Origin of the sequence: Corynebacterium mucifaciens, from assembly GCF_012396315.1 — a bacterium.
In the GTDB taxonomy this organism is placed as follows: domain Bacteria; phylum Actinomycetota; class Actinomycetes; order Mycobacteriales; family Mycobacteriaceae; genus Corynebacterium; species Corynebacterium mucifaciens.
Genome location: NZ_JAAXPF010000006.1, coordinates 118492 through 142860 on the forward strand (window position 1 = coordinate 118492; position 24369 = coordinate 142860).

At 67.1% G+C, this 24369-nt stretch carries 24 protein-coding genes, 1 tRNA gene and 1 pseudogene; 13 read left to right on the plus strand and 13 right to left on the minus strand.

The genetic code is table 11. The features are described 5' to 3' along the window. Positions 1–18 precede the first annotated feature (18 nt). Positions 19–1056, plus strand: coding sequence for an HNH endonuclease signature motif containing protein (locus HF989_RS06745; RefSeq protein WP_168685068.1), 1038 nt, complete (start codon positions 19–21; stop codon positions 1054–1056). Between the two features lie 15 nt (positions 1057–1071). Here the strand turns inward: HF989_RS06745 and HF989_RS06750 are convergent, their stop codons facing one another. From HF989_RS06750 to HF989_RS06770, 5 genes are read right to left on the minus strand one after another with little or no spacing between them, the layout of a single operon-like run. Then, the gene (locus HF989_RS06750; RefSeq protein WP_343033566.1) at positions 1072–2070 is read right to left on the minus strand and encodes a DNA glycosylase AlkZ-like family protein; all 999 of its coding nucleotides are present in this window, start codon (positions 2068–2070) and stop codon (positions 1072–1074) included. Continuing rightward, the gene (locus tag HF989_RS06755; RefSeq protein WP_168685071.1) at positions 2070–2864 is read right to left on the minus strand and encodes an N-formylglutamate amidohydrolase; all 795 of its coding nucleotides are present in this window, start codon (positions 2862–2864) and stop codon (positions 2070–2072) included. The genes HF989_RS06750 and HF989_RS06755 overlap by 1 nt, the downstream gene beginning before the upstream one ends. Beyond that, positions 2836–4608: a glycosyltransferase gene (locus tag HF989_RS06760; RefSeq protein ID WP_168685073.1), complete on the minus strand. Its 1773-nt coding sequence runs from the start codon at positions 4606–4608 to the stop codon at positions 2836–2838. Before HF989_RS06760 ends, HF989_RS06755 begins: the two co-directional genes overlap by 29 nt. Next, positions 4605–5720, minus strand: a complete 1116-nt coding sequence (locus HF989_RS06765; RefSeq protein ID WP_343033567.1) for a glycosyltransferase family 4 protein — start codon at positions 5718–5720, stop codon at positions 4605–4607. The genes HF989_RS06760 and HF989_RS06765 overlap by 4 nt, the downstream gene beginning before the upstream one ends. After that, entirely contained in the window at positions 5717–6646 is a 930-nt protein-coding gene (locus HF989_RS06770; protein WP_168685075.1) for a glycosyltransferase, read from the minus strand. Before HF989_RS06770 ends, HF989_RS06765 begins: the two co-directional genes overlap by 4 nt. A gap of 36 nt (positions 6647–6682) precedes the next feature. On the opposite strand from HF989_RS06770, the gene HF989_RS06775 reads away from it, so the two are divergent. Genes HF989_RS06775 through HF989_RS06785 form a run of 3 tightly spaced genes read left to right on the plus strand, consistent with a single transcriptional unit; the run spans position 6683 to position 9497 of the window. Further along, complete coding sequence (locus HF989_RS06775) at positions 6683–7522, plus strand: WcbI family polysaccharide biosynthesis putative acetyltransferase (RefSeq protein WP_168685077.1); 840 nt, start codon at positions 6683–6685, stop codon at positions 7520–7522. After that, positions 7519–8415 (plus strand): glycosyltransferase family 4 protein, encoded by an 897-nt coding sequence (locus HF989_RS06780; RefSeq protein WP_168685079.1) that lies wholly within the window; start codon positions 7519–7521, stop codon positions 8413–8415. The genes HF989_RS06775 and HF989_RS06780 overlap by 4 nt, the downstream gene beginning before the upstream one ends. Next, positions 8391–9497, plus strand: coding sequence for a glycosyltransferase family 2 protein (locus HF989_RS06785; RefSeq protein WP_168685081.1), 1107 nt, complete (start codon positions 8391–8393; stop codon positions 9495–9497). Before HF989_RS06780 ends, HF989_RS06785 begins: the two co-directional genes overlap by 25 nt. Positions 9498–9500: 3 nt before the next feature. On the opposite strand, the gene HF989_RS06790 is transcribed toward HF989_RS06785, so the two are convergent. After that, on the minus strand, positions 9501–9968 hold the full coding sequence (locus tag HF989_RS06790; protein WP_168685083.1) for a ribose-5-phosphate isomerase: 468 nt from the start codon (positions 9966–9968) through the stop codon (positions 9501–9503). An 18-nt stretch (positions 9969–9986) separates the two neighbouring features. Beyond that, entirely contained in the window at positions 9987–10601 is a 615-nt protein-coding gene (locus tag HF989_RS06795) for a mycothiol-dependent nitroreductase Rv2466c family protein (RefSeq protein ID WP_168685085.1), read from the minus strand. A 43-nt stretch (positions 10602–10644) separates the two neighbouring features. Between HF989_RS06795 and pepN the strand changes: the two genes are divergently transcribed. Further along, positions 10645–13047 carry an aminopeptidase N gene (gene pepN, locus HF989_RS06800; RefSeq protein ID WP_168685087.1) on the plus strand — a complete coding sequence of 801 codons (2403 nt, stop codon included), beginning with the start codon at positions 10645–10647 and terminating at the stop codon, positions 13045–13047. Here the strand turns inward: pepN and HF989_RS06805 are convergent. Further along, a complete protein-coding gene (locus HF989_RS06805) occupies positions 13034–14176 on the minus strand; it encodes a cystathionine gamma-synthase (protein WP_168685089.1) in 1143 nt (380 codons plus the stop codon). The two genes, pepN and HF989_RS06805, sit on opposite strands and share 14 nt — an antisense overlap. Positions 14177–14241: 65 nt before the next feature. Here HF989_RS06805 and HF989_RS06810 point away from each other — a divergent pair, with 65 nt between their 5' ends. Next, complete coding sequence (locus tag HF989_RS06810) at positions 14242–15198, plus strand: mechanosensitive ion channel family protein (RefSeq protein ID WP_168685091.1); 957 nt, start codon at positions 14242–14244, stop codon at positions 15196–15198. Next, positions 15182–15595, plus strand: coding sequence for a globin (locus tag HF989_RS06815; RefSeq protein ID WP_343033568.1), 414 nt, complete (start codon positions 15182–15184; stop codon positions 15593–15595). The genes HF989_RS06810 and HF989_RS06815 overlap by 17 nt, the downstream gene beginning before the upstream one ends. On the opposite strand, the gene HF989_RS06820 is transcribed toward HF989_RS06815, so the two are convergent. From HF989_RS06820 to HF989_RS06840, 5 genes are all read right to left on the minus strand, one after another. After that, positions 15592–16218: a DUF8185 domain-containing protein gene (locus tag HF989_RS06820; protein WP_168685093.1), complete on the minus strand. Its 627-nt coding sequence runs from the start codon at positions 16216–16218 to the stop codon at positions 15592–15594. The two genes, HF989_RS06815 and HF989_RS06820, sit on opposite strands and share 4 nt — an antisense overlap. Then, on the minus strand, positions 16219–16629 hold the full coding sequence (locus HF989_RS06825; RefSeq protein ID WP_038612826.1) for an acyl-CoA thioesterase: 411 nt from the start codon (positions 16627–16629) through the stop codon (positions 16219–16221). 9 nt (positions 16630–16638) lie between these two features. Continuing rightward, positions 16639–18309, minus strand: coding sequence for an energy-dependent translational throttle protein EttA (ettA, locus tag HF989_RS06830; RefSeq protein WP_038612828.1), 1671 nt, complete (start codon positions 18307–18309; stop codon positions 16639–16641). A gap of 111 nt (positions 18310–18420) precedes the next feature. Next, complete coding sequence (locus HF989_RS06835; protein WP_168685095.1) at positions 18421–19098, minus strand: single-stranded DNA-binding protein; 678 nt, start codon at positions 19096–19098, stop codon at positions 18421–18423. 167 nt (positions 19099–19265) lie between these two features. Then, positions 19266–21248: a bifunctional copper resistance protein CopD/cytochrome c oxidase assembly protein gene (locus HF989_RS06840; protein ID WP_168685097.1), complete on the minus strand. Its 1983-nt coding sequence runs from the start codon at positions 21246–21248 to the stop codon at positions 19266–19268. Between the two features lie 55 nt (positions 21249–21303). Between HF989_RS06840 and HF989_RS06845 the strand changes: the two genes are divergently transcribed. The 6 genes and pseudogenes from HF989_RS06845 (at position 21304) to HF989_RS06865 (ending at position 24367) form a co-directional block, all read left to right on the plus strand. Continuing rightward, a tRNA-Arg gene (locus tag HF989_RS06845) sits at positions 21304–21380 on the plus strand. 75 nt (positions 21381–21455) lie between these two features. Continuing rightward, a complete protein-coding gene (locus HF989_RS10850) occupies positions 21456–21581 on the plus strand; it encodes a hypothetical protein (RefSeq protein ID WP_281351347.1) in 126 nt (41 codons plus the stop codon). Next, complete coding sequence (locus tag HF989_RS06850) at positions 21581–21817, plus strand: hypothetical protein (protein WP_168685099.1); 237 nt, start codon at positions 21581–21583, stop codon at positions 21815–21817. Before HF989_RS10850 ends, HF989_RS06850 begins: the two co-directional genes overlap by 1 nt. Before the next feature lie 284 nt (positions 21818–22101). Next, positions 22102–23481 (plus strand): annotated as a pseudogene (locus tag HF989_RS06855) (MFS transporter). A 149-nt stretch (positions 23482–23630) separates the two neighbouring features. Continuing rightward, positions 23631–24056, plus strand: coding sequence for a hypothetical protein (locus HF989_RS06860; protein ID WP_168685101.1), 426 nt, complete (start codon positions 23631–23633; stop codon positions 24054–24056). Beyond that, positions 24053–24367 carry a transcriptional regulator gene (locus tag HF989_RS06865; protein WP_168685103.1) on the plus strand — a complete coding sequence of 105 codons (315 nt, stop codon included), beginning with the start codon at positions 24053–24055 and terminating at the stop codon, positions 24365–24367. The genes HF989_RS06860 and HF989_RS06865 overlap by 4 nt, the downstream gene beginning before the upstream one ends. Positions 24368–24369: the final 2 nt, after the last annotated feature.

Genomic DNA, 24369 nt, shown 5'->3' on the forward strand with positions numbered 1-24369 from the left:
CCGCCTAGCGTGCAGACCATGCACTTCACCGAGTTCGCAACCGCCGACGTCGCAGTGCTCGCCGACTTCTCCCGCAGCACCGCAATGGCCGCGGGCCTGTCCACCACCCGGGTGCGCGATCTCGCGCGGGTGCACGCCGCGTTCTACGGGCCGACGCAATACACCCGCAAACAACACGACGCGCTCACAGCAGCAGCCGGCATGCCGCTCGACCAGCTCATCTTGATCGAGAAGAAACTCACCGCCGTTGACACCGCCGCAGAACGCTGGCGCATCCGGTGTGACCTGGTACGCCACCGCGGCTCCTACCGGACACTGACCAAACGCGCAGACCGGCTCATCGACCTACCCGCAAAACCGCCGACACCCGCATGCCGGTTCACCCGGTCCAAGGCAGGCATGCGCACCATGACATGGACGTACAACGAGCGCGACCTCGCCGACCTCGAGCACACCCTGCGCGGCACGATCAACCCGAATCAGCCGGCCGCAGCACAAATGGCCGACGCCCTGTTCGACCTGCTGCGCAAGGGCGACAGCCTGCCGCGCGCTAAGCTGCGCCCCATCGTGCTCGTGCCCGTAGAAGACCACGTCCGCATCCACGCCGACCACGGCGACGAGGTCACCCTGACACTGACCGACGGCACCACCATCACCGGTGCGCAATACCTGGAGCAGGAATTCGGCGATGTGCTAGAAGTCGCCGCGTTCCACCCCCAAGACGGCCCAGTCAACCTGTACCGCGCACAGCGCTTGGCCAACACGAAACAGAAGACCATGTCGAAGCTGATGTGCCCTGCGTGTGCGTTTCCCGACTGCAAACACTGCGCCGAGACCACCCAAACCCACCACATCCACGCGTGGCGACACGGCGGGATGACCAACATGGACAACCTCGCCGAGTTGTGCCCGTTTCATAACGGGGTCAACGACGACAACCGGGAGGGCAGGTTCGGCCACATCGACAACCCCGGCGGGCGCATCCGGTGGGTTGCCCCCAACGGCGTGGCGGTGCCCATGGACACGCCCGGGGCGATGGAACTGCTCTTCCACTAACCCCCGCAGTGTGTCCTAGAACGGGAACGCCCGAAACGCGCGCTCGATGCCGGGCAGCGCGTACTTTGGCACGCCCGCGACGTCGGCCACCGCGAGTCTCCCACCGGCACCGGACCACGACGCACGCACCACCCCGTCTACCACGACCGCTTTGCGGAAAACACCCATGTTCCCGGGCACGAGGTGCTTATGCATCGCCTCCGTCATGGCGAACAGGCGGTCCTTGTACCCCAGGATGTATTCGTCGAAGGCAGGCAGCAACAGTGGCGTGCGGAAAGCGGAGGCGGGGGTTACCGGGAGGTCGTCGAGAGGCAGATACAGCCCGTCTACCTCGGGCAGCCGCGACAGTGCGGCGCGGACCTCGCGCACGGGCAGCTTGGACCACCACCGCACGTCCGCTTCCGTTACGGGCCCGCGGGTGGTGACGTAGCGGCGCACCACCTCGTCGACAGCCGCCTGGCGCTCGCCGTTGAACGCCTCCTCCAGACCGGGCGCGTCGGGTGCGGGCGCGAGCACCTGCCGCGACCCCACGTAGGCGAGCACGCCGGAGGTGAGCAGGTACTTACGCGACCGGTACACCGCGGCGTTCGTGGGATCAGGCACGACGCTGGCGACGATGCGCCGGTAGGCCTCGCTGTCGGCCCGGCCTTCGTCCACCACCTTCTCCCCGATCGCATCGAGCTGGGCGCGCGTGATCCCCGCCTGCGCCGCGCGGGCAGCGAGCTGCTCCGGGCCGGGCTTGGCTAACAGCTCGGTCATCCAGCGCATCTCATTGGCGAGGCCCAAGAACACGGTGCCGCGCATGGGGTACGAGCGCACCAGCTCCCCAGCGTCCAGGCTGGCGCGCACCGCGGCAATGTCCCCGCCGGTGCGCAACGCCACCGACGAGAACACGGTTCGCTCTTGGCCCTGCATAAGCCCGAACGCGCCGACCGCTTCGGCTGGCGTTGACCAACGCTGTCCGACCAGCCCCTGCGCATGCAGCCGCGCGCGGGCTAAGGGGCGCGAGACCACTACAGCGGGCGGCCCATGTCGGTGCGCGAAATCTCCACGGCCTTGCGGATCACCTCCGCCAGCGCGCCTTCGACGCGTACCCGCGAATCGTCGGCCTCGAGGAGGTCCTTGCGCACCTCGAACATCACAGCCAGCACGGAGGTGTTCTTGTCGTAATCCACCGGCACGTACGCCCCGGCAAACGGGGTGTTGCGTTCCACGGAAAAGCCGGCGGCGGTAAACGCGCGGTCCGCTTCGTCGGCAAGCACGGCGGGCGTGTGCACGGAGTGGGTGCCGATGCAGACGTCCGGCAGCAGCTTGCCCGGGTGTATGCGGTACTCCTCCGGCTGGTTGTTGTAGGAGTGCACGTCCACGATCACCGCGCAGCCGCAGTCCTGGATACGCCCGCGCACGAGCTTGGACACCGCGTCGGCGTACGGGAAGTAGTACTGCGCCTTTAGGTCCGCGACGTCCATGTCCAACGGACGCAGCGGGTTGCCGTCGCCGAGTTTGAGAAAGATCGCGCCACGGCCGGTGGCTTCCATGGATTCGCGCTCGTTGGAAAACCGCCCAGGGTCCGCCACGAGGCGCGAGAGGTTATTCACAATCATCCACGGCGCGCACCCGGACTGCTCAGCGGCGGCCGCGGCGAGCGTGTCGGTGTAGTCGTCGGTGACGCGGTCGAGCTCCTGCGCGATCTGCTCGTCGGTAGCGATGAAATCGGCCGCCACCTCCGCCGGGATCTCACGCGAGGCGTGCGGCACGTGGACGATGACGGGGCAGTCGTTACTCCCCTCGTGGACGGTGAAGTTCATAGTCCCGCAGGATATAGCGCTCGGGGGCATCTTGCTTGACGACGCCACCTTCGGCCTCAAACGCCTCGAGCCAGCCCTCCATCGGGAACTGCCCCCACTTGGCGTGGAACCGGTTAGCGTTGGCGACGATGTCTTCGATGTGTTCCCACGGTGGCGACGACACCGGGTGCCACTGGTGGTAGGCGTGGGCGCCGCCGACCCACACCAGCGGGACGCGGTGGCGTTCCAGCTCGCGGGCGAAGTCGGTGTCCTCCCCGCCGTAGCCCTCGTAGCTGGGGTCGAAGCCGCCGAACTCGCGCTCGATGCGCCGCCAGGTCTCGGCAGTCAGCGCGAACGAGAGGGACCAGAACAGGGCGTAGTTCTCGGCGTCGACGAGCTCACCCGGGGCCGGGTTGGGCCGCGCCGGGTGCGGGTCGGGGTCAGTGACGCGCATTTCGCCTTCCGCCAGGTACGTCACCGGCCCGGCGACGACCGCGTCGGGGCGCTGTTTGAGCGCCGAGACGTAGCGCGGCACCAGCGCGTCGGAGGCGAGGCAATCAGCGTCCAGGAACACCAGCACTTCCGCTCCACGCTCGATTGCGGTGCGGGCGCCGAGGTTGCGCGCGGCCGCCAAGTTCGCCGGCCCCGCCACCACGTGGCTCTTCGGCACGGCCTTGGTCAGCACGTCGGCGTCCGCGAGCGCCACGGTGACGTGATCCACGCCCATCGGCATGAGGTTGACCTGGTGGGTGAGATGGTCCCTGCGGTTCGCGTCGGCGAGGGAGACCACGCAGATCGCGGGCTGGCCTGGGTGCTCCGCCACGCCCGCGATGACCTCGGCGGCCCGGCGCGCCGCGCCCTCGGTCTGCCACCGGGCCCAGTCTGTGTCGCGGCGGCGCAGCAGCTCCGGCCACTCTTCTGGTGTGGGGAAGGCGTTTCGCACCGTCGCGAGACCGTCGAGCACCTTCGCCCCGAGCTTCTGCTCAGCGAACGGCCGCGGCTGCGGCAGGATCACCGCCGGGGTGTTCGTGGCGGCCAAGTCCGCCACCGAGTTTTGCCCACCCGCCGTCACCGCGATGCCGGCGGACTGCAAAAGCTCCGTCGGGTCGTCGACGTGGTTGTCGCCGCCGAGGAAGGTGAACCGGTACTCGGGGCAGGCGGCCTCAACCGCAGCCCAGTCTTCCGGCGACCAGGTCGATCCGCCCAGCCCGGCCATCACCACAACGTGGTTCGGGTCGCGCTGCACCCCCTCGCGCGGTGTCAGCCGCGAGATCCCGCCCACCGCGTGCAACCGGTCGGCGTGCGCGCGCAGGTGCTCGGGCACCGGCACCCAGTCCGGCCACGCGGCCACGATCGCGTCGGCCTGCGCGTACGCGAGCTGGTGCGGGGCGTCCCCGCGCGCGCCCGGCATGGCGTGCACCACCACCGGGATGCCCATCAGCCGCACGAAGGCCGCGACCTCGTTGGACACGTCTACGTAGAACGCCTCCGGCTGGTTGTCCGCCACCCACTTGGCAATTTGCGCGAACCGCGACGCGATCTGCGGCGACCCGTAGGGCGCGTAGTGCAGCGTGCCGCCGGCGGTCATGGCGCGGCCGCTGCGCAGTTCGCGGGAGGCGTCGCTGGCGTCGTCGACAAGCGGCACGTCCCCGCCGGCGGTGGAGAGAATCTCGCACTCGTAGCCCATCGCGCGCAGCTCGCGCTGGATCGCGCGGCAGCGGTGCATGTGGCCCGAGCCGTGGTGGTGGGCATACATCCCGATCATTGTCCTACCTTTGAAAACGCCGCCACCTGGCGGAAGATGTGCGTGTAGCGCTTGGCCGTCTGGGTCAGCGAGTGGTTGTGCACCACCCACTGCCGCACAGCTCGCCGGTCCAGCTCAAGCGCGCTTTGTATCTGCGCCGCCAGCCCCGCCACGTCGTCGGCGGGGGCCAGGCATGCCGGCGAGTCTCGCAGCAGCTCGCCCATGCCCCCGCGGCGGAAACCGGCAACCGGGGTGCCGCACGCCATCGCCTCGAAGGCGACGAGCCCGAACGGCTCCTCCCAACGCGGCGTGACCACTGCCACCGCGCACCCGGCAACGAGGCCGCGCAGCTCTGCGTGGGACAGCTCACCGATCCACTCCACCCCGTCACCCAGGCGCGGCTCGATCTCCTCGCGGAAGTACCGGTGATCGCCGTTGCGCCCAGCCAGCACGAGCGGGATGCCGGCGGCCCGGCAGGCGTCGATGGCCAAGTGCGCGCCCTTTTCCGGCACGAGCCGGCCGAACCACACGGCCGTCTCCCCGCCCGGGCCTGGCTGCCACAGGTTCACGTTCACGCCGTTGGGGATGATCACCGGCTCGGACGGCAAACGCCAATCCCGCGCCGTGGTGCGGCTGACGGCGGCGAAGCGCCCGGCGCGCAGCCCGGCGGCGGTGATCGCGTCCTGGATCTCCTCCACCATCGGCGTGTGCAGCGTAGTCAGCATCGGCAGCGGCTCCGGCGAGGCCTGCGAGGGGAAGATATAGGGGTTGAGGCTGTTGTTGTGCACCACGTCGTAGCCGCGGGCGACCAGAAGCTGGCGCAGCTGCAGAAATGCCGCGTTTTCGCGCTCGCGCCCGCCTTCCGGGTAGGTGGTGTCGGTGGCGTGCTCCGCGTGCGCTCCCCAGTCGACGCCGGGCAGCTCGTAGTTCTTGACGTTGCCGTCGGAGCCCTCGGCGGCGAAGAAGTCCACGTCGTGGCCCAGCTCGCGAAGCGCCGACACCATGGTGTGGCAAAACGCCTCGAGCCCGCCGGCGTACGGCTCGCGCACTGGGTAGCGCGCAGGGCCAATGAGCGCAATGCGCAGTTTCTGCGTGCGCCGGGCCCTTGCGGCCGGTTGCGCTGCGACCGTCACTCGCTTACCACCTTCTTGTACGTCTCCTCGTGTGCCCGTCGTACCTGGGCACGTTGTTGTTCTCTGTCACCGGTGTAGGGCACCGGCCCGCGGGCGAGTAGCCGCGCCGCCGCCTGGCCGGCCGCGCGTCCGTCGCCCGCCGGGTAGACCTCGACGGCCGCAGGCGTGTCCGCCTGGCCCTCGTAGCAGCCGGTTTCGGGCGCGACGACAGGCACGCCGAGGTCGCGGCACATCTCCAGCCACCCTGAATGCGTTCCCCGAGTGTACGGCAGAATGCACACCCCGGCGCGCCCCACGGCGGCGAAGAGCTCGTCGTCGCTCATCGGCTCGTGCACCACCACGTTCGCGTTGCCTATCGACGCCAGCTTCGCCCCCTCATGTACATACACGTCCAACGGCACCTCCGCGGCGATGTCGGCGTAGAACTGCGCGTCCGCGACCACGTTTGAGCGCAGCGACTTGAGAAACACCGCTGCCCGGCCACTCGAGTGAACCTGCGCGGGGGTGTCGGTGATGCGCGGGTGCGGGATCACCTGCACGTTGCTCGCGCCGTAGTCGCGGGCCAGGATCTCGGCGGCCTGGTCGGTAAGGGTGATGATGGCGGACGCTGCGTCGACAAGCAGCTGCAGCCGCTCGTGGTGCGGTGCCTGGTCTTCCAGATGGGGGTTGTCCAGGTCGTGCACCGTGAGCACCAGCGGGACCGGCAGGGCGGCGCACAGCTCGGCGATTTGCGCGGGCGTGCGGTGCTCGAAGCCGAAGTGGATGTGCACGGCGTCTACGTCTCGCGGCTGGTTCCAGTACTCGGCTTCGAGCGCCGGGTGCGGCCACCAGTGGCCGTCGATGTCCGGGTCCGGGAGATACTCCACGCCCGCCGGCTGGATCGCCTGCGTATACGGGTGTTCAGCGGGGATGGAGAGAACGCGCATTCCCCTAATATAAACCTTCTCGAATACTGTGAAGACATGTCTTTGCTCGTTGTAGTCGGCAACTGCCAGGCGGAGTCCACCCGCAAGCTACTCATGTCCACCGGCCACTTCACCGGCGAGCGCATCGCACCGGTCCACGAACTTGAGGCGGGCGACATGGGGTGGTTTTTAGACCTCGTGCGCCGCGCCGACGTGCTAGTGACCCAGCCCATCCGCGACGACTACCGCGGGCTGCCCGTGGGCACGCGCGAGCTGCGCGAGTTGCTGGCGCCATCGGCGCGCCACGTGGTGGTGCCGGTGTTGCGCTTCGACGGGCTTATGCCGTACCAGGCGATCATCCGCGACCCCGCGGATCCCTCGCTGAACCCCCCGGTGGTGCCGTACCACGACCTGCGCACGCTCGTGTCAGCCGCCGGCTACGGTGCGGCGCCGCAGCCGGACCCCAGCGCGTTGCGGCGCGCGGCCGCCATGTCGGTGGAGCAGATCCGGGTGCGCGAGCAGGCACACGGCGCGGTGCGCGTGTCCGACTACCTAGAGACGAACCCGGTCTGGCACACCGTCAACCACCCCGACAACGCCACGCTCGCGTTCATGGCGTCGCGCGTGCTGGATGCGCTGGGGCTCGACGGCGAGCCCGTCCCGCCTGATTACGAGATGCTCGGCGGCCTGGACGCCCCCGTGGAGGCCGCGGCGGCCGAGGCGCTCGGGGTTGCAGTGGACGGCCGCGATGTGTGGCGCGACCGCGCGGGCGGGGTCATCGACGCTGAGGAGATCCGCCAGGCCCAGCTGGAGTTCTACCGCCAGCGCCCCGCGCTCGTGCAGCACGGGCTGCAGCGCCACACCGAGCGCATTGAGAACCTAGGGTTGCTCGCATGAACCATCTCATCGTCGGGCCCGACGGCCACGGGGTGACGGAATACGCGCTGGGGCTGGCCCGCGCCACAAACGCCGCGAGCGTGATCCGGGAGGAGACGTTCGGGTCCGCTCCCCTGCCGGAGGGGCCCATCCACGTCACCTTCACCGACCACCTCTTCGGCGACACCGCCGAGACCCTCCTTGCACGCCTGGGCGACCGGCCGTTTTCCGTGAGCTTGCACGACATCCCCCAGCCGGAGGAGGGCGAGGGCCGCTACGCCCGCCGCGCTGAGATCTACCGCACGCTCGCCAGCGCCGCCGACGTGGCCGTGGTGAACTCCGAGCACGAGGCACAGTTCTTTCCGGCCGGCGCGTCAGCGCCCGCCGTGATCCGGCTTCCCATCCCGGTGATCCACTCCCCCTTCGCCCCCGAGGACGGCACCGTCGGGGTGCTCGGTTTCCTCTACCCCGGCAAGGGCCACGAGGACCTCATCGCCGCACTGCCGGAGGCGACACTGCGCTTCCTCGGCGCGGTCTCCGCGGGCCACGAGGAGTGGGCTGACCGCCTCGTCGCTTCCGCGCGCAACGTCGAGCTCACCGGCTGGCTCACGGACGACGAGCTCGCCCGCGAGATCGGCCGCATCGCCGTGCCGGTGTGCCCGCACCGCCACTTCTCCGCCTCCGGGTCGCTGATGACCTGGCTTGGCGCCGGCCGGAAGGTACTGGTGACGGACTCCGACTACGCCCGCGAGATCGACGCCTGGCTCCCCGGCCGCGTGACGTTGGTGGAAGAAGGTGGGTGGCGCGACGCCGTGGAGAAGCATGTGCCCGAACAGCTTGACCCGCCGCGCTACGGCTGGGCTGAGGTGGCCAATTTATGGGAGGAAGCATGGCATTCCGCTGGCCTGAAGTAAGCGTGGTCATCCCGCACTACAACGACGAGGTGTCGCTGGCCCGCGTCGTGGACGCCGTGCGCGCGCAGGACTACGCGGGCGCGGTGGAGATCATCGTCGCCGACGATGGCTCCGAAACACCGCCCGCGCTCGACGGCGTGCGCGTGGTGCGCCAGGAGGACCTGGGCTTTCGCGCCGCCGCCGCGCGCAACCTGGGCGCAGACGCGGCGCGCGGCGAGGTGCTCGCGTTCCTCGACGCCGACACCGTCCCCGAGCGGGGCTACCTATCCGCGGTGGTGCCGCACGTGGTGGGCGACCACCGGGCCGTTGTTGTTGGCTCGCGCCGCACCGGCGCGCAGGACCAGGAGCCGCAGTGGCTGACCGACGCCTGGGCTGCCACCGCCAACCTCCGCGACGCCGACCACACGTCCTGGCGCTACATCATCTCCGCGGTGCTGACGTGCTCCCGCGAGTTCTTCGGCGAGATCGGCGGCTTCGACAGCACGCTCGTCGGCTACGGCGGTGAAGACTGGGAGTTCGGCTTCCGCGCCTGGAACGCCGGGGCGACGTTCGTGCACGAGCCTGCGGCGATTGCGCACCACGAGGACGAGGATTTCGGCTCGCGCTACGACGACCCGGCGGCCGCCACCGCCGTGAAGAACGCCGAAACCCTTGCGCTGGCCCGGCGCGTCACGCACCCGCTGGCGCGCCCGGAGGGGATCATCTTCGACACCTTCGACATGCAAGTGGAAGTGCCGGAGCTCGAGGGCGAGGGCGTGCGCGACTTCGTCATCGCGGAATGGCTCAAGGCCGGCGCGTACGTGCAGGTCACCGATGTGCCGGAGCTGTTCGCGGCTGACCCGCGGGTGGGCACGGAGGAAAAGCCCGCGCGGGTAAACATCGCCGTCGGAGCAGGCTGGGCGCCGCAGGACCTCGACGCCCTGCTGGCCGTGGAATACGTGCTCTGCCCCGACGGCACCGTCGTGCGCACCGCGCGCGCAGCGGCACTAGGAATGGAGCCCGCGACGGCGAACCCGGAGGACATCGGCATGACGCCGGTGCAGGGACCGCTGCAGCTGGAGCGCTACTTCGCGGGCTGGTGAGGGCTACGGCAGCTCCGGCGCAACCCCGGTGCGCTCGTACTCCGCCAAGATGTCGATGCGGCGCTGGTGGCGTTCCTCGTCGCTCCACGGCTGGGACACGAAGGCGTCGACAATCGCCAACGCCTCCTCCTCGGTGTGCATCCGTCCGCCGATGCCGATGAGCTGAGCGTTGTTGTGCTCGCGGGCGAGCTTTGCGGTCTCGACGGACCACGCCAGGGCGCAGCGCGCGCCCTTGACCTTGTTCGCGGCGATCTGCTCGCCGTTGCCGGAGCCGCCGAGCACGATGCCCAGCGAGCCCGGATCCGCCACCACGGCCTCGGCGGCGGCGATGCAGAACGCGGGGTAATCGTCCGCCGAGTCGTATTCGTGGGCGCCGCAGTCAGTCACCTCGTGGCCCTGGGCCTCGAGGTGGGCCTTGATCTGGTTCTTGCGCTCGAATCCGGCGTGGTCTGCTCCAAGGTAAATACGCATGCCGTTTAGCGTACCTGCCTAAACTTGGGGCATCTCCGTGCGAGTGCGCTTGAGTTCGAAGAAGTACGGGAACTCCGCCAGCCCCACGGCGTGGTCGAACAGCTTGCCCGCCTCCTCGCCTTCCGGCACGCGGGTGATGACGGGGCCGAAGAACGCGTTGTTGCCCAGCTTCACCACCGGGGTGCCCACCTCGTCGCCCACGGCTTCCATGGCGGTGGCGTGGTAGCCGCGCAGCAGGTCGTCCTCGTCGCTGGTGTTCGCCACCTCGGCGAAGTGATCCGGCAGACCGACCTCTGCCAGCGCTTTCTTAATCACCTCGTCGTAGGCGCCGTAGCCCTGCTTCATGCTCTCCCCGCCCGGGTGCACGAGCGTGCCCATCGCGGTGTACAGCTCATCCACCTTGTCCGGCTGCTCCTGCTTGACCTTCGCAAACACGCGCGCCGGGCCCCAGTTCGCTTCCATCATTGCCGCGTAGTCCTCGGGGATGTCGCGGCCGTCGTTGAGCACGGCGAGCGACATGGGCACCCACTCGATCTCGATGTCGCGGACCTTTTCCACTTCCTTCATCCAGCGGGAGGTCTGCCACGCGAAGGGGCAGGATACGTCGAACCAGAACGTCACTTTCTCAGTCATGGGGCCCACGATAGCGCGATACCGCCTATGTAAGCTACGACACATGAAGACCAATCTGGCACGCAAGGACGCGCAGGAGCGCGCGCAACTGATCTCCAACGTCCACTACGACATCGCCGTGGACATCACCGGCACCGACGAGTTCACCACCGTGAGCACCGTGACCTTCGAGTCCAAGGCGGGCACCACCCACTTCGACCTGGTCGCGGCCGGCTTCGAGGCCACGCTCGACGGCGAGGCCACGGGGCGCGAGCTTTCGCTTCACGACGGCGCGCACACCCTGGTGGTCACCTCCCACGACGCGTACAACCGCACCGGCGAGGGCCTACACAAGTTCACCGACCCGGTGGATGGCAAGGACTACCTGTACACCCAGTTCGAACCGGCGATGGCCATGAAGGTGTTCGCGGGCTTCGACCAGCCGGATTTGAAGGCCACCTACAGGGTCAGCGTGACAGCGCCGGAGCGCTACACCGTGATCCTCAACGAGGCCGTCACCCGCGAGGACAACGGCGACGGCACCTCCACCTGGACCACCGTGATCGACTACCCGCTGTCCACCTACCTCATCTGCATCTGCGCGGGCGAGTTTGAGCGCATCTCCGACACCTACGACGCCGGCGACGGCCGCGTCATCGAGCTCGGCCTCTACGCCCGCGCCAGCCTGATCCCCCACATGGACGCGGAGCGTATTTTCCGCCAGACCAAGGAGGGCTTCGACTTCTACCACGCCAACTTCGGGCGGAAGTACCCGTTCGGCGACAAGTACGACCAGGTGTTCTGCCCGGAGTACAACATGGGCGCGATGGAGCACGTTGGCTGCGTGACGTACCGCGACGAGTACATCTTCACCTCCGAGCCGACCCCCTACCGCCTGGAGCGCCGCAACGACACCATCCTGCACGAGATGGCGCACATGTGGTTCGGCGACCTGGTCACCATGCAGTGGTGGGACGACCTGTGGCTCAACGAGTCCTTCGCCACGTGGTCCGCGGCCACCGCGCAGACCGCCATCGGCGAGTACGCCGACGCGTGGACCACGTTTGCGTCCGTGGAAAAGGCGTGGGCGTACCAGCAGGACCAGCTGCCGTCCACGCACCCGATCGCTGCGGATGCACCGGACATCGAGACTGCGGAGCAGAACTTCGACGGCATTACCTACGCCAAGGGCGCGTCCGTGCTGAAGCAGCTGCAGGCATATGTTGGCTACGAAGAGTTCTTCGCGGGCGTGCGCAAGCACTTTGACAACCACGCGTACGCCAACGCCACCTTCGCGGACCTGCTCGGCGCGCTCGAGGAGGCCTCGGGCCGCGACCTCTCCGGCTGGGCCGAGCAGTGGCTGCGCACCACCGGCGTCTCCGGACTTCGTCCGGAGACGGATCCGAACGGAACCTTCGCGGTGCTCCAGGAGGGGCCGCGCCCCCACCGCGTGCGCGTGGGGCTGTACAAGCTCGAGGGGGACGCGGTCCGCAGGATCAAGCAGGTTGAGACGGACATCGACGGCGAGCGCACCGAGATCCCCGAACTCGCCGGCATCGAGCACGACCTGGCCATTGTCAACGACGATGACCTCACCTACGCCAAGATGCGCCTGACTCCGGAGCACCAGCGGTTCGCGCTCGAGCATATCGGCGAGATCGAGGATTCCCTGGCCCGCACCGTCATTTGGTCGTCGCTGTGGGAGTCCGTGCGCGACGGCGAGCTCCCCGCCCGCGAGTTTGTCCGTTTGGTGGCACGCGAAGCGAGCCGCGAGACGCACCCCTCCGTGCAGGAGCGCCTGCTGGCCCAGGCCACCCAGGCCGTGCGCCAGTACGTGGACCCCGCCTGGGAGGGCGAGGGCATGGACCTGCTCAACACGGCCTTCCGCGGCGCCGAGCCGGCCGCGATCTTCGACCGCGCGCTGGCACGCCTGACCCCCACCGAGGAGACCATCTCGTACTTCAAGGAGCTGCTGGAGCGCTCCGACAACCAGGAGGTACGCTGGCTCGCGCTGACCAGCCTCATTGCCGCCGGCGCCCTGCCGCTGTCCGCCGCGGACGAGGAGCAGGACAACACGTCGGAGGGCACCATTTCCAGGCTGAGGGCGAAAGCTGTCGTCGATAAGCGGTGGGCTTGGGACAAGCTCGTCGAAGACGACCTGACCAACCTCGAAGCCCGCTACCTCATGGACGGCCTCACCTTCACCTACGACGGGCTGGAGGGCCTGACCGACGAGTACTTCCGCGAAGCCCCCGCGCTGTGGGAGCGGCTGACCAACGAGATGGCGCAGCGCACACTCGAGGGTATGTACCCGCGCTGGGACGTCACTGCCGAAGCCGTCGACAAGGCCAATGAACTGCTGCTCAGCGACGACGCACCGTCCGGCCTCAAGCGCGTCATCGCCGAGGGCCAGGACCGCATCGCCCGCGCGGTGCGCAACCGCGAGGTCGACGCTACAAGCGCTTAAGCGCCTGCTCGAGGTCGGCGATCAAGTCGGCCTCGTCCTCGATGCCCACGGAAAGGCGCACGAGCTCGCCCGGCACCTCGAGCGCAGACCCGGCAACGGACACGTGCGTCATGGTGGCGGGGTGCTCCACCAAGCTCTCCACGCCGCCGAGCGATTCGGCGAGGCAGAACAGCTTGGTGGCCTTGCAAAACGCCTTGGCCTGCTCGGTGGTCTGGAACAGCAGTGAGACCATGCCACCGAAGCGCGTCATCTGCTTCTTCGCCACCTCGTGGCCGGGGTGGGACGCAAGGCCCGGGTAGTACACGCGCGCGACCTGCGGCTGGGCTTCCAGGAACGTCGCCACGGCTTCGGCGTTGTCGCAGTGCTTCTCCATGCGCACGGCGAGCGTCTTCAGGCCGCGGCCCGTGAGGTAGGTGTCAAACGGCGAGGGGTTCGCGCCCACCCAGCCGAAGAAGAAGCGCAGCTGCTCGTGGAAACCGGGCACGCGCGCATCGTCGCCGCAGACCACGCCGCCGACGACGTCGGAGTGGCCGCCGATGTACTTCGTGGTGGAGTGCACTACCACGTCCGCGCCGAGCTCGAAGGGCTTCTGCAAGTACGGCGAGGCGAAGGTGTTGTCCACCACGAGGGCCGCGTGCTGCTTCACGGCCGCGATTGCTTCGATGTCCGCGATGCCCAGCATCGGGTTCGTGGGCGTTTCCACCCAAATCACCTTGGTGTTGTCCTGCACCGCAGCGGCGACGGCCTCCGGGTCGGTCATGTCCACCACCGTGTTGTCCACGCCCCACTGCGTGAACACCTGCTGGATCAGGCGGTAGGTGCCGCCGTAGGCGTCGTTGGAGACCACGATGTGGTCGCCGGGTTTGAGCAGGACGCGCAGGACGACGTCGATAGCCGCCATGCCCGAGGAGTACGCGACGGCGTACTCGGCGCCCTCGAGCGCGGCGACCGCGTTTTCCAAGGCGGTGACGGTGGGGTTGCCCACGCGGGTGTACTCGTAGCCGCCGCGCAGCTGCGCGAGCCCGTCCTGGGCGAACGTGGTGGAGGCGTAGATCGGCGTGTTGATCGGCCCGTACAGGCTATCGGGTTCGTATCCGGCGTGAATGGCGTCGGTTGCAAATCCAGTCATGCCCACCGACAGTAGACCAAGCGGTTCATTACGGGGCCATTTTTATGCACTAGACTCGTGCCACGATGAACGCACAATCCGAGACAGCCGAAAAGGTCGACGAAGCAGTCACCGGCGTCACCCGCTGGTGGAACGACCCCGAAACGCAAGACATCCTGATCCAGCGCCCGTTGAAGATCCTGCTGATCATCATTGTGGCGCTCGTGCTGAACTGGCTCGCCCGCCGAATCATCCACCGGGCCACGCGCCGCGGCATGGAACGCACGCCGCTGCTTGCATCTGAGGCGGACGACACGCCGCAGTACCGCGCGCAGGAGGCCCGCCGCCAGCAGCGCATGCGGACCCTGGGCAACGTCGGCCGCTCTGTCGCCGTCATTGTGATCTGGACGTGGGCCGCGCTGGCCGTGCTGGACCAGCTCGGTGTAAACGTGGCGCCGCTGATCGCCTCTGCCGGCGTGGTGGGCGTGGCCATCGGTTTCGGCGCGCAATCGCTGGTGAAGGACTTCTTCTCCGGCATGTTCATTCTCATTGAGAACCAGTTCGGTGTCGGCGACACCATCCAGGTCGGCGACATCGTGGGCGAGGTGGAGATGATGACGCTGCGCATCACCACCATCCGCGACATGGACGGCGCGCTGTGGCACGTGCGCAACGGCGACATCGACCAGGTGGGCAACCACTCCGCGCGCTTCTCCACAGCGCGCCTGCAAATCCCGGTCTCGCTCATGGCCGACCCGGACAAGGTCTCTCGCGTCATCGAGGACACAGCCATCGCCGCCTGCCGCGACCCGGAGATCCGCGACTTCGTCATGGACACCCCCGCCATGCTCGGGCCCAGCGAATTCAACCCCACGTACGTCTCGTTCCGCCTGACGGTGCAGACTATGCCGGGCCAGCAGTGGGCGGTGGCACGCCACCTCAACCACCGCATCCTCGCCGCCCTGCACCAGAAAGACGTGGTGCTCACGGCGATGGATTCCGTACTCGTAGAAATGAAGGAGAACCGTGGAGATCAGTCCTAAGCAGGAGCACACGCTCTACGAGGCCGTCGGCGGCGAGGAGTTTTTCCACCGGCTCGTCGAGGGCTTCTACAGCCAAGTCAAACAAGACGACATCATCGGCCCGATGTACCCGGACGACGACTGGGAGGGCGCCCAGAACCGGCTGCGCTGGTTCCTCGCCCAGTACTGGGGCGGGCCCCGCACCTACCAGGAGCAGCGCGGCAACCCGATGCTGCGCCGGCGCCACTTCCCCTTCGCCATCGGCGAGGCAGAGGCCGAGCGGTGGCTGCAGCTCATGGGCAACTCTATGGAGCAGTTTTCTGACGACGAGCTCCCGCAGCCCTACCGCGCCGAAATGTGGAACCACATGCAGCGCGTGGCCTACATGATGATCAACCAGGGGCCCCGCGCGTACTAGAACAACAGGTTCGGCCGCGCGCTGCGGTACACCGAGCCGAACGGCGCGTCGAGCCGCACCCAGCTACCGGCGGTGGCCACCCGCAGGTGGCGGGGAATCTCGGCCGGGGCTTCAAAGCCTGGGATCAAGCCGAGCGCGGTGCAGGCGAAGATCATGCGCATCGGTATCTCCACCGGATGTGCGCTTTCCGCATCGGCGGTGAGCACGACCCCGTCCAGCAGCGAGCGCGGCGGGCCCGCAGGCCCCGAGAACTGGCGGGCCAGATTACGCCCCTCGTCCGCCAAACGGCGCGCCACCCCGACGGGCACCTCCTCGCGAGCGACGAACCCGCCCGCGGGCGGCAGCGCACCGGGCCACGCCGCATCGCGGGCAGGGCCTACCTCGTCAGTTCCTTCGCGCAGCGCGTCGAGGAGCGCTTTCGCGTTGACGGCGGCGCCGGGGTGGGTGGTGGAGCCGAAGGTGCGTCGGGAAGCGATGGCATCAAAGGGGGTGGTGACAAACACGTCGAGCTGGCCCTCGCCCACCTCCTGAACGCGCGCGACCGCCTGCGCATCCAGCGCCAGCGCGCGTGTGAGCAGCGCGATGAGTCCGCGCGCGCCCTGATCGATGTGAACCGCGACCACTTACGCCCCAGCGGTCTGGGAGAGGATGCCGATCTCCTTTTGCGTGATCTCGCGCGGCGACGTGGTCGTGGTGTCCACCGTGACCTGCACGCAATCGATCACGCAGCAGACCTTGCCCTGCGCGTCCTTGATCTCCTGGCGGGTGGTGAACGACGTGTTGCCAACGTGGGCCACGTGCGTCTCCACCGTCACCTCGGTCGTGCTGGGCAGAATCGGGCGGACGTAGTCCACCTCGAGGCGGCGCACGAACACCACAAACTCGTGGCCCTGCGAGAAGAAGAACTCCTGGGCGAACGCCAGGCGCGCCTCCTGCGCCAGCTCGATGTAGGCGGAGTTGGTCACGTGCCCGTAGCGGTCGAAATCGCCCCAGCGCACCGGGATGGTGTGGATGTGGACGTTGCTCTCAGCCATGATGGGCTCCTATCGAGTGAGCTTGCGGTGGGTGACGCGGGACGGCTTCGCGGCTTCTTCGCCGAGGCGCTCGACCTTGTTGGCCTCGTAATCGCCGAAGTTGCCCTCGAACCAGAACCACTTGCCCTCTTCCACGTTGCCTTCCCAGGCAAGGATGTGGGTACAGGTGCGGTCCAGGAACCAGCGGTCGTGCGAAATCACCACAGCGCAGCCCGGGAAGTTCTGCAGCGCGTTTTCCAGCGAGCCCAGCGTTTCCACGTCGAGGTCGTTGGTGGGCTCGTCCAGCAGGATCAGGTTGCCGCCCTGCTTCAGCGTCAGCGCCAGGTTGAGGCGGTTGCGCTCACCGCCGGAGAGCACCTTGGACGGCTTCTGCTGGTCGGGACCCTTGAAGCCGAACGCGGACAGGTAGGCGCGCGAGGGCATCTCGTTCTGTCCCACGTGGATGTAGTCCAGACCGTCGGAGACAACCTCCCACACCGTCTGCTCCGGGTCGATGTTCTCGCGGTTCTGGTCCACATACGAGATCTTGACGGTCTCGCCGACCTCCACGGAGCCGTCGTCCGGCTCCTCCAACCCCACGATGGTCTTGAACAACGTGGACTTGCCCACGCCGTTGGGGCCGATCACGCCGACGATGCCGTTGCGCGGCAGCGTGAAGGACAGGTCGTCGATGAGCACGCGGCCGTCGAAGCCCTTGTCCAGCTCGTTGACCTCCACGACCTTGTTGCCCAGACGCGGCGGCGTCGGGATCTGGATCTCCTCGAAGTCGAGCTTGCGGTACTGCTCGGCCTCTGCCGCCATCTCCTCGTAGCGCTCAAGGCGGGCCTTGTTCTTCGCCTGGCGGGCCTTCGGGGAGGAGCGGACCCAGTCCAGCTCCTTCTTCAGGCGCTTCTGCAGCTTCTGGTCCTTCCTGCCGGCGACCTCGAGGCGCTCCGCCTTCTTCTCCAAGTAGGTGGAGTAGTTGCCCTCGTACGGGTAGAGCTTGCCGCGGTCCACCTCGCAGATCCACTCGGCGACGTTGTCCAGGAAGTACCGGTCGTGGGTGACCGCCAGCACTGCACCCGGGTAGGACTGCAGGTGCTTCTCCAACCACAACACGCTCTCGGCGTCCAGGTGGTTGGTCGGCTCGTCGAGCAGCAGCAGATCCGGCTCAGAGAGCAGGAGTTTGGCCAGCGCGACTCGGCGGCGCTCACCACCGGAAAGGTTGGTCACCGGCGCGTCCGACGGCGGGCAGCGCAGCGCCTCCATCGCCTGCTCGATCTTGGAGTCAATCTCCCACGCGTCAGCCGCATCAAGCTGCTCCTGGAGCTTGCCCATCTCCTCCATCAGCTCGTCGGAGTAGTTGGTCGCCATCTCCTCGGCGATCTCCTCAAACCGCTGCTTCTTCTCAAACAGCTCGCCGAGGCCCTCCTCGACGTTGCCGCGCACGGTCTTCTCCTCGTTCAGCGGCGGCTCCTGCAGCAGTATGCCCACTGTTGCGCCGGGCTGGAGGAACGCCTCGCCGTTGTTGGGCTGGTCGATGCCGGCCATGATCTTGAGCAGCGACGACTTACCGGCGCCGTTCGGGCCCACGACGCCGATCTTCGCGCCGGGGTAAAACGCCATGGTGACGTTGTCCAGGATGACCTTGTCGCCGATGGCCCTGCGGACGTTTTTCATCGTGTAGATGAACTCAGCCACTACGAATCCCCTTTTGGTGAGTACGGAGGTAAATGCCGCACTCAGCGTACATCACGCGAGCTGCGCCCCAACCACGCCGAGCACGCGCTCGGCGGTGGCGGGGCGCGGGCGTTAGAACGGGGGATTGCCGGTCCGCACGCCGGCGCCGGCGAGGTTCTCCTCCCCAGCAGCGTCCGCGGTCCCCGCAGCGTCGGCAGAGTCGGCAGTGTCGTCGAAGTGGAGGTCCTCGGCGCTCACCCGATGCTCCTGCACTGCAGGGTCCTCCGGCAGGCCGCTCCAGCCGCCCTGGGTCCCGGCATCCTCCCTGCCGACATTCTGGTTGGCGTCGTCGCCGTTGAGCTTCCGGTCGATCGCAGCAGCGTCCATGGCTGTGGGCGGCTCGTGGCCGTCGAGCGTGTTGCCGGATGCTGTCGCGCGCACCGAGTTGACCTGGTAGCGCGCGAGGTCGAAGCCGATGTAGCGCGCCTTCATTTTCACGCGCGAACGCATGTTCGTGGTCCCGTCCGCCGCCTTTTCCTCCCAGTACTCGTGCACGAGCTTGCCCACGACGATGACGGGGAAGCCCTTGCGCAACGACGCGCCAGCGTTGACCGCCAGCTGGCCCCAGCACTCAACGTCCACGTAGAACTGGTTGAAGTCTTCCCACCCGTCCTTGCCGTTGTCGTCCGTGACTTTCTTTGCGTCCGAGGTGGCCACGCGGAAGCGCAGCACCGTACTTCCCGAGTCGAAGCGCCGGAAAAACGGCTTGGCGGTGAGGTTGCCGATGACGGTGTAATCGAGGTTGGCCATGTGAGTCGGCCCCTTTCTGTGTGTGCGGATGGTGTGCGGTGAAGGGGCGAAGCGTGTCGTCGATAAGCAATTACCCCCTGCACCAGCAGACTTCCACGAAACAAACGCAGAGAAAAGGGGTTAGGCGAAATGTGGATAACTTCACCTGTGAATTTCACACTTCGCAGCTAGCGGCGATTATATTTAGCGAGCATCTCGTTGTACTGGCGCCATTCTTCGTCGCCAGTTTCGTCCGCACGGCGGTCCGACGCGACCGTTTCCGCCCTATCCTCGCGCCACCAGCGCCTGAACAGCTCCCCAAACACAATCAGCAGCGGGAACGAACCGGACGCCCAGGCGATGCCGCCGCCGGCCTTCTGCACAGCAAGCAGATCCGGATTCCACGGCAACTCGAGGGAGCGGTAGAACTCCTCCCCCATCACCGAGCCCAGCTGCATGAGGTAGACGCCCATAAACAGGTGGAACGGCATGGACACCCACAGCCACAGCAGGCGCACCTTCGCACTCGGGCGACCGGCAATCTCATCGGGCCCGATGAGCTCCCAGAAGTAGAAGTACCCGGAGAGCAGGAACACCGCGTTCATGATCACGTGGCCGGCGTGCTCCGAGATCATGAGCTCGTAGAAGGGCTCGATGACGTACATGGCGTAGAAGAACACCAAAAACTGGATGGTGGACACCGGCGAGTACGTCACCGCCCGCAGGAACTTGGAGCGCTGGAAGCTTTCCGCCCACAAGCCCGGATTGAATTCGCCCGCCGGGTACGCCGCACGCACCAACGTCAGCGGCGCTCCCAGCACCAGAAACACCGGCACGCCCATGGACAGGATCATGTGCACCGTCATGTGCGCGGAATAGGACGCGGGCATGTGCATGCCGAGCCCGGAGCTCAGCGTGATCACGGTTGTCGCGCAGCCCAGCAGCCACCACACGGTCCTGCCCACGGGCCAGCCCTGCACCCGGCGCGCCAGGTGCAGGTAATAGACGGCCAACAGCACCGCGATCACGCTGAACAATAGCTCCGGGCGCCACTCGGTGAGCCAGTTTGTCCAGGTGAGCGGCTCTTCCAGGTTGTAGCCCATCTGGATCTGCATACGCGTGAGGTTCGGGTCCTGCGGCGGCGGAGGCGGCGTCCGCCCGAGCGTGACGGCGAGGCCAGAGACAGCGGCCATGACGACCACCTCGCCCGCAGCAAGGCGGGTGAACGCGCGCGGCCGGGAACCCAGCTGCGGGATGGTGCGCTCGCGGTGGACGTAGCCGATGAGGCCGAGCACGACAATGCCGGCGGTTTTGATAATCAGGACCCAGCCGTAGGCGTACTGCGTCAGATCCTCCAGACGCACGCGCACCAGCGCGTTGACCACGCCGGAGACGGCCATGGCCAGGATGGCGAACAGCGCGATGCGGGAGTAGCGGCTGGCAGCGCCGGCGAGGCCCGGTCCGCGACGATACGCGTGCGCCACCAGCGCCATGAGCCCGCCGACCCACAGCAGCATGGCCACCAGGTGCCAGATCAGGGAGTTCGTGCCGAAGTCGTGCGCACCGCCGGTAGCCGAGTGGCCGGTCAGCGCAATGGGCATGACAACCAGGATCGAGCCAACGAACAGCGCTACCTGGGACCACCAGCTTGTGGCGGTGTATCCGCCCACCGCAACGACGGCCGCAAACGCGGCGACGATGAGCCACACCCGCGCGTCCGCCACTTGGTCCAGCGCCGTCGACCAGGCTGCGGCCTCGAACAGCACCGTCTTCAGCGGCTGGCCGGAGACGTCTGAAAGCACCAGCGGGATCATTACCAGGCCGATCAGCGCCACACCCGCGCTCGCATGTGCGCCGGTGCGTGACGCGATGTGCCCGTCCACAGTTAGCCGCGCACCGTTGAGGTCCTCGCCCTGCTGGCTCGGCGGGACAAGGAAGGCCGCCAGCATGAACGAGCCAGTCGCTAGCGCCATGAGCAGCCACGCCACACCCCGCAGCGCCGGCAGCCCGAACGTCGTGGCCGCCCCCGGGTCTGGGATACCAAGCTCCGCCAGCGACCCTCCGGAAAATCCCTGCCCCACCGCACCCGCGATGACGGCTGCGACGGCCAGCGCGGCCAGGTACAGCGGCCAAGCGGGAGCGACAGTGCGGGTGCGCGCAGGTGCAGTCATGCCGCTTACCCTACTTTCGCCGCAGGCGGAGCCATAACTACAATGTGCAGGCGTTGCCTCCATAGCTCAGTGGATTAGAGCATCCGGTTTCTACCCGGCTGGTCGCGGGTTCGAGTCCTGCTGGGGGCGCCACTGCCGCGAGCCGCGGGTCGCCGTTCGGCGCTAGAGTCGTTGGGGTACCTACCTCGAATGCGAAGGAGGCCAGACATGGCTGAAGCAAAGAACTCCCCAGTCGACGAAGACAGCATTAACAACCTGTCCGACCCCGATGCCGATTCCTCCGTTCAGGAGACCGGCGAGGACAACGACTTTGAAAGGGACGGCACGAACTAATGGCCGACATCAACGCTTCCGGCAGCACCGAGTCCGAGCTGGACAAGCTTATCGACGCAGGCACTGCCCGCATCGGCAATGCTCCGACCAACTTCAGCTCGGTGGACGACTTTGAAAACGCCGAGGACGAGACAGTCGAGACCGGTTCCGGCCACAAGGACGAGCACCCGAACACCGAAGAGCGCACCGACCAGGTCGAGCGCACCGTCCGCGACGGTGACGTTTCCGGCGAGTAGCCCCGGTTGAGACAGCTGGCTTCGGCCGGCTTCCGGCCCTCCGATGCTTTACGGAGGGCCGTTTTTGCTGCCCCGACGTTGCAAAAGTTGACATCGTCGATCGCTAATACTTCGGTGACCTGGCGGTTTAAAGCTGGACGACTGTCCCGGTTGTCAAATATTGCAGCGCGCCCGCTTGGCAAATCCCTCTTGCACCCCGATGTGGAACCGTTGTTCCACCATGTGGTACGGTTTCGCCACTACATGAGACAGCAATTCCGCTACATGGAATGGAAGGACGGGCGATGTCAACAAGCGTCGAGCACCCCACACCCACACAGGCGGCACCCGCCGCGATCAGGGAGACCACCCCGGAGGAACGCCGACGCGTCCGCCTAGCCTCCACCATCGGCACCACTATTGAGTTCTACGACTTCTACGTCTACGCAACGGCAGCCGTGGCCGTCTTCCCGTTTCTCTTCTTCCCCAAATCCGAGTCCAGCACCGTCGCGCTGCTGTCCTCATTCGCTACGTTCGGCCTCGCGTTCATCGCCCGGCCGCTCGGATCAGTAGTCTTCGGCCACTTCGGCGACAAGGTGGGGCGCAAAGCGACCCTGGTCGGTGCGCTACTGACCATGGGCGTCGCGACATTCATCATCGGCCTGCTCCCCACGTACGCAACCGCCGGCATCTGGGCCCCGGCGCTGCTGGCGCTCATGCGCTTCTGCCAAGGACTGGGCCTAGGCGGCGAGTGGTCCGGCGCAGCGCTCCTTTCCACCGAGACCGCCGCGAAGGGCCGGCGCGCCTGGGCCGGCATGTGGCCGCAGCTCGGCGCACCGTTCGGCTTCTTGCTGGCTAACGGCCTATTCCTCATCCTGGTCACCGCCCTCGGCCACACCACCGGCGACTTCGAAGGCGCGTTCATGCGCTGGGGTTGGCGCATCCCCTTCTTGCTGTCCGCCGTCATGGTCATTATCGGCCTGTGGGTGCGCCTGCAGGTGGAAGAGACGCCGGTGTTCCAGCACGTGGAGCAAAACGATCAGAAGGCGGCGTCCCCGCTTGCCGAGGTGTTTAAGACGGCGTGGAAGCCCCTGATCCAGGGTACGTTCATCATGGTCGGCTGCTACACGCTGTTTTACCTGGTCACCACCTGGTTCCTCTCCTACGGCATCGGCTCCGCGGAAGAGGGCGTCGGCCTGGGAATCGCCTACCCCACCTTCCTGAAGCTGTAGCTCGTCTGCATTTTCGGCTTCATGCTCGGCATCCCGGTCTCTGCGCACCTGGCGGACACCTACGGCCGCCGCCCGACGCTGGGGCTGACCTCCGCCGCGATCATCGTCTACGGCCTGTGCTTCAAGTGGCTGCTCAACCCCGAGACATACACCATGATTTCGCTGGGAATCTTCCTGTTTATCGGCATGATCCTGATGGGATTCATCTTCGGCCCGATGTCCGCCATCCTGCCCGAGCTGTTCCCCTCCCGCGTGCGCTACACCGGCTCCGGCATCGCGTACAACGTCGCCTCTATCCTGGGCGCCGCCATTGCGCCGTTCATCGCAACTGCGCTGAGCACGAAATACGGGCCGCAGGCCGTGGGCTTCTACCTGGTGGTCGTCACCGCGATTTCGCTGGCAGCCATCATTTCCGCCCCTGAGACGAAGGACCAGGAGATGCACGAGATCTAGCGCCCCCCGTGCCGCCACCCCAGATCCAGCTAGTAGGAGCCAGCTAACGAGCCCGTGGGAGCGAATAGCTGGCTCCTACCAGCTGGATTCATGAGGCAGGGTCGCAACACCCGTTGCCTTCCCCTCGGGAAAGTTTCACACTCGCCTACATGGCAAGCAACCCGATCTCGCAGGAAGAGGCCCGCGCTGCCCTCGCGCAAATCGACGATATCGAGCACCAGTCACAACGCAAGCACACTCCATCGTGGGTCTACGCCGTCCTCGGCACCAGTTTCGGCGTCACGGTCGCCGGCACGATCATGCAGTGGACCTACTGGTGGGTGTTGTTCGCGGTCCTCATTATCGCCTGCATCACGCTCGCTGTCTGGGATCACAACCGCAACGTGCGGCCAAGCATGAAGCAACCGATCCAGGAGGACCCAAAAACGAACTGGCCGGCCGCATTGGCCCCCGTGATCGTTATGCCCCTCATCTGGCTCATCCCCGAGGGCAGCGTGATCGGCGCGACCATCGCCGGCGTTGTCGTCGCCGTCGTATTTACGGCCGTCCTGATCTGCGGAGAGAAGCGCCGATGAGCGGCATCGACCCCGTCATTCACCCCCTGGCCAGGTTGAAGATCTGCGCGGCGTTGTATCACGCTGGCGCCGTCGAGAAGCAAACCTCCCGCCACGAGATGCGCTTCGGAGCCCTGAAGGAGAAGGTGGACCTGTCGGACTCCGCGCTGTCGAAGCAGCTGGCGACGCTCGAGGAGCACGGCTACATCACGCGCTTCCGCGAGTACGGCTCGTCCCGGGCGAAGGACACGGTGTGGGTCACGCTCACCGCGGCCGGCGCGCGGGCCTTTGAAAACCACACGGCAGCGCTGCGCGAGATCGCTGGCGGGTAGAT

Bases quoted from the DNA above. Each gene is read 5' to 3' on its own strand.
- HF989_RS06745 (WP_168685068.1), top strand. From the start codon at position 19: ATGCACTTCACCGAGTTCGCAACCGCCGACGTCGCAGTGCTCGCCGAC.
- HF989_RS06755 (WP_168685071.1), bottom strand. From the start codon at position 2,864: ATGAACTTCACCGTCCACGAGGGGAGTAACGACTGCCCCGTCATCGTC.
- HF989_RS06760 (WP_168685073.1), bottom strand. From the start codon at position 4,608: ATGATCGGGATGTATGCCCACCACCACGGCTCGGGCCACATGCACCGC.
- HF989_RS06770 (WP_168685075.1), bottom strand. From the start codon at position 6,646: ATGCGCGTTCTCTCCATCCCCGCTGAACACCCGTATACGCAGGCGATC.
- HF989_RS06775 (WP_168685077.1), top strand. From the start codon at position 6,683: ATGTCTTTGCTCGTTGTAGTCGGCAACTGCCAGGCGGAGTCCACCCGC.
- HF989_RS06780 (WP_168685079.1), top strand. From the start codon at position 7,519: ATGAACCATCTCATCGTCGGGCCCGACGGCCACGGGGTGACGGAATAC.
- HF989_RS06785 (WP_168685081.1), top strand. From the start codon at position 8,391: ATGGCATTCCGCTGGCCTGAAGTAAGCGTGGTCATCCCGCACTACAAC.
- HF989_RS06790 (WP_168685083.1), bottom strand. From the start codon at position 9,968: ATGCGTATTTACCTTGGAGCAGACCACGCCGGATTCGAGCGCAAGAAC.
- HF989_RS06795 (WP_168685085.1), bottom strand. From the start codon at position 10,601: ATGACTGAGAAAGTGACGTTCTGGTTCGACGTATCCTGCCCCTTCGCG.
- pepN (WP_168685087.1), top strand. From the start codon at position 10,645: ATGAAGACCAATCTGGCACGCAAGGACGCGCAGGAGCGCGCGCAACTG.
- HF989_RS06805 (WP_168685089.1), bottom strand. From the start codon at position 14,176: ATGACTGGATTTGCAACCGACGCCATTCACGCCGGATACGAACCCGAT.
- HF989_RS06810 (WP_168685091.1), top strand. From the start codon at position 14,242: ATGAACGCACAATCCGAGACAGCCGAAAAGGTCGACGAAGCAGTCACC.
- HF989_RS06825 (WP_038612826.1), bottom strand. From the start codon at position 16,629: ATGGCTGAGAGCAACGTCCACATCCACACCATCCCGGTGCGCTGGGGC.
- HF989_RS06835 (WP_168685095.1), bottom strand. From the start codon at position 19,098: ATGGCCAACCTCGATTACACCGTCATCGGCAACCTCACCGCCAAGCCG.
- HF989_RS06840 (WP_168685097.1), bottom strand. From the start codon at position 21,248: ATGACTGCACCTGCGCGCACCCGCACTGTCGCTCCCGCTTGGCCGCTG.
- HF989_RS10850 (WP_281351347.1), top strand. From the start codon at position 21,456: ATGGCTGAAGCAAAGAACTCCCCAGTCGACGAAGACAGCATTAACAAC.
- HF989_RS06850 (WP_168685099.1), top strand. From the start codon at position 21,581: ATGGCCGACATCAACGCTTCCGGCAGCACCGAGTCCGAGCTGGACAAG.
- HF989_RS06860 (WP_168685101.1), top strand. From the start codon at position 23,631: ATGGCAAGCAACCCGATCTCGCAGGAAGAGGCCCGCGCTGCCCTCGCG.
- HF989_RS06865 (WP_168685103.1), top strand. From the start codon at position 24,053: ATGAGCGGCATCGACCCCGTCATTCACCCCCTGGCCAGGTTGAAGATC.